Source organism: Rhodothermales bacterium (assembly GCA_013002345.1).
Taxonomy (GTDB): domain Bacteria; phylum Bacteroidota; class Rhodothermia; order Rhodothermales; family JABDKH01; genus JABDKH01.
The window spans coordinates 1-4,036 of sequence record JABDKH010000016.1 but is presented as its reverse complement, the minus strand read 5'-3'; the positions used below and the strand labels follow the sequence as shown (position 1 = coordinate 4,036).

Sequence of the window (4,036 nt, the reverse complement as noted above, 5' to 3'; positions counted from 1 at the left end):
AAGAGCACATGGACAAGATCTTCGACCCGTTCTTCACCACGAAGGGGACCGAGGGTACTGGGCTTGGATTAGCAATTGTGTGGGGCATCGTGGAGGACCACGGGGGAGACGTGCAGGTGTCGAGTGTCCCCGGAGAAGGAACCCGGTTTACGATCAGACTTCCGGCGAAGCCACCTGTCGTGGTGGCGACAGCCCCGCCCGAATAGCCAGAACTCCTGGACACAGAGCACATGATTTCGAAATGTGAGGTACTGGTTGTTGACGATGAAGACGTGGTGCTCGGCGCCGTGCGGCGGATACTGTCGGCACACTCCATAGAACACCGCGTGGCGGGGTCCGCAGAGCAGGCGCTGGACAAGATCAAGGAGAGCGTGCCGGACCTACTGCTTGCGGATATCAAACTCCCGGGCAAGTCCGGGCTTGATCTGGTCACCGTGTGTTCGGATAAATTTCCTTCGGTGGTGTCGGTGTGCATGACGGGGTATGCAAATGCTGAACACGTATTGCTGTGCCTGGAGAGCGGGGCGGTTGATTTCTTGCCGAAACCGTTTACCGTGGAGGAGATGTTAAGCACGCTCACGAGGGCTGGCCGGCTGGTTGGAGGCGAGGCGATCGCCAAGGACGTGCCTGCTGATTGTTTCGTGCTTGATGGTCATACGTGGGCGCGGGGGGAGGATGACGGCACGGTCACGCTCGGGCTGATCGAGACGTTTCTTCAAACGGTGGGTCCGATCAAGTCGCTGGATATTCCGGCTCCGAACACGATGCTCCGCCAGGGGTGCGATTTGACGCGGGTTACGGCAACGGACGGACACGTCCATCGAGCGTGGTGTGCGATAGGGGGCCGGGTGGAGCAGTCGAATGACCGGCTTGAGGGCGAACCGGGCATTGTTTCCACCGACCCCTACGGAGAGGGCTGGATCGCCTGCGTGATGCCGACGAGCATCGAGGAGGAGGTTGCGCGGCTGGGCTCATCGGATCCCCAGCAGTCGCATTGACCTTTTTGGCGCGGCGAGGCGTCGATATCTTTGGGCGTACCTGACCAGAGGCTGCAATCATGCGTCGCACACCCTGGAGAAATCTCGTTCTTCTCCTCCTCCTGCCTCTCGCAGCTTGCGACTGGTTTGGTGACGACTCTGACGTTGCCAGGCTGGACCTCACACAGTCCTGGCAGACCTCATCGCCGGCACAAGCACGGGTCGATGCCGCACAACTGGAGACGGCTGTCGCGGAGGCCGGGGCCATTCCGAGAGTGCAGAGTCTGCTCGTCGTGCGCGATGGCCGAATCATTCTGGAGGAGTACTTTCATGGCAACGAACGCGAGACCCTGAACGACGTTCGCTCGGTCACAAAGAGCGTCGTCGCGACCCTCACCGCCATCGCGCTCAAGGAAGGATTCATCGGCAGCCTCGACGAGACACTTGGCGACCACTTCCCGCCGTCGATCGCGCCCCTGGATTCGGTGCGCCGGTCCATCTCCATTCGCCACCTGCTCTCGATGAGCAGTGGCTTTGTGTGGCCCGAAATCGGAGGACCTGCATACAGCGATTGGATCCAGTCCGGTGATCATGTCCGCTACGTATTGTCTCGGCCCCTCGAGAATATGCCCGGGTCGGACTTCACGTACAACTCGGGCGCGGTACACCTTCTCGGGGTTCTCGTTGAGGAAGCAGTTGGTGTACCGCTCGAGCAATTCGCGGATCAGTACCTGTTTGGCCGCATCGGCATCGGCGTCGAGCAGCGGGAGTGGGAGATACTGAGCGACGGCTACGTAAACGGTGGCGCGGGGATCGATCTACGAACACGCGATCTTGCCCGGCTGGGGCAACTGTATTTACAGGATGGACGGTCGGGCAAGGATCGCATACTGCCGCGCGGCTGGGTCGAGGAAGCAACGCAACCGAAGTTCGAGTGGCGATCCGACTTTGGGCCGCTCAGCGGATTATGCTACGGGTACCTCTGGTGGACCGAAGAGGGACAAGAGGAATACGTGTATCTGGCCTGGGGCTACGGCGGCCAGTATATCATGGTCGTACCTGACAAAGAGCTCGTGATCGTGACTACGACATACTGGCGGGGGCTCAACCAGGAAGCTGGCGGTGCGAACCAACTTGAAGCCGCGGTCCTCGACATCATCACGAGCCACATCTTGCCCGCGGCACGCTAACGCGGATCGGCCGACCGACGATTTCGCTCGACGTTTCTCAGCCCTCCTTCCATCGTACCTTGTGCGATGACAGGTGCCGGCGTCGAGTAGCCGGCGTCGAAGCACATCCCCCCGGTAGACAAGTAGCACGAGTGATCTTTACCGATCTCACATACACCTACAACGAAGTGAGCGGCGGCATACGCACGTACATCGACGCGCGCCGCAAGTACATACTGGATCACACAGACTGGACCCACGTGCTGATCGTCCCGGGTGAGGAAGACGGAGACGAGAAGTCTGATCGGACCCGCACGATCAAGATTGCCTCGCCCATTATGCCCGGGTCGGCGCCCTACCGCTTCTTCGTCCGGCCGGACAAGATTGTGGCAGCGCTCACGGACGCTGCTCCGGATGCCATCGAAGTGGGCAGTCTGTTCGTCGCGCCGTGGACCGCGTTCAGGTACCGGCGAAAGCATCCGGTTTCCCTTTTCGGATTCTACCACACGGACCTGCCCGACGGCTACGTTCGGCCGGTGGCACGGCGGATTGCCGGTGATGCAATCGGCAACTGGGCTTCCGATGTGGTTGTCAGTTATGTGAAGCGGGTCTTGAGCAGATACGATGTCGCGCTGGCTGCCTCGGGAGAGCTCGTTACAAAGCTGAAGGACCTCGGGGTCGGTCGGGTCGAACACGTGCAACTGGGTGTTGATCTCGACATGTGGCACCCTCGATGTCGCGACGCGGGGGTCCGACAGGAGCTCGGCATCAACGAGGACGCACTTGTCCTGATCTATTCAGGCCGGATCGATGTCGAAAAGAAGGTGCGGATGCTTTGTGATGTCGTCGAGCGCCTTCCAGGTGAACTGGATCCGGTACTTGTTCTGGTGGGCCAGGGGCCGCTTGAGGAAGAAATGAGGTCGAGGGCAGAGAAGTCGAGTCGCCTGCGTGTGCTCCCCTACGAGCGGGACAAGGCACAACTCGCGCGCGTGATGGCTTCGGCCGATCTGTATCTCGCCGGCAACCCGGCCGAGACGTTCGGGCTCGCCGTTGTGGAGGCCCAGGCGTGTGGGCTGCCGGTCGTGGGCGTACGATCCGGAGCTCTCATTGACCGCGTGCTGCCCGAGATCGGAGAGCTCTGCGAGCCGAACGATTCCGACTCCATGGCGGACGCCATCTTGCGCATCGTGTCACGCCCGGACTGGTCACAGATGGGTGCCGCTGCACGACAACACGTTGCAGCGAGATTCAGCTGGGAATCGTCGTTTGAACGTCTCTTTCTGATGTATGAGGAGGTGGTTGCTGCGCGCCGGGGATCGATGTAAGTGAGGCGGGATCTTCGCGAAAGCGAGTCGTAGTTTTCCCGTGAACTCACAAGAAGAACACAGCCGTGCGCCTGCTTTTCGTTTCTCACTCCCTTCCGCCTGTCGGGGAAGAATTCTCCAATGTCGGAGGGATGCAGAGGGTCGCGCTCGACCTGCATGAAGCACTGGGCTCGAGAGACGACGTGGAGTACCGCGCGTTTGTACTTCGAAGTACCTGGAGAGCGATTCACTGGAAGGTGTGGCCGTTTGCCTTGGCGGCGATCGTGTTCCTGCCGAAACTGACGCGGCGGGAAGACACGGACATCGTTCTGTTTTCGTCGGTGATCACGGCTGCCCTGGCGCTGCCGCTGAAGAACCGCTTCGATCGTTCGCGCGTGAAGCTTGCTACGATTGCTCACGGCCTCGACGTCACGAAAGACATAGATATGTATCAGCGCCAGGTCCCGAAGGTATTCGAACAGATGGACCTGGTTCTTCCGGTGAGTCAGGCGACCGGCGAAGCGTGTCTCGATCGCGGGCTGGCCCGGAACAAGATGCGCGTTGTGCCGAACGGGATCCGACTTGA

5 protein-coding genes are annotated in these 4,036 nt (G+C 60.5%); all 5 read left to right on the top strand.

Going from position 1 to position 4,036, the window contains the following annotated elements:
• The coding region (locus tag HKN37_00785) for a PAS domain-containing sensor histidine kinase (protein ID NNE45175.1) at positions 1-206 on the top strand (206 nt) is incomplete at its 5' end.
• A 24-nt stretch (positions 207-230) separates the two neighbouring features.
• On the top strand, positions 231-998 hold the full coding sequence (locus tag HKN37_00780; GenBank protein ID NNE45174.1) for a response regulator: 768 nt from the start codon (positions 231-233) through the stop codon (positions 996-998).
• Positions 999-1,057: 59 nt separating this feature from the next.
• A complete protein-coding gene (locus tag HKN37_00775) occupies positions 1,058-2,167 on the top strand; it encodes a serine hydrolase (protein NNE45173.1) in 1,110 nt (369 codons plus the stop codon).
• 131 nt (positions 2,168-2,298) lie between these two features.
• Entirely contained in the window at positions 2,299-3,471 is a 1,173-nt protein-coding gene (locus HKN37_00770; protein NNE45172.1) for a glycosyltransferase, read from the top strand.
• Positions 3,472-3,536: 65 nt separating this feature from the next.
• Positions 3,537-4,036, top strand: a 500-nt coding sequence (locus HKN37_00765) for a glycosyltransferase (protein ID NNE45171.1), incomplete at its 3' end; no start/stop codon positions are given.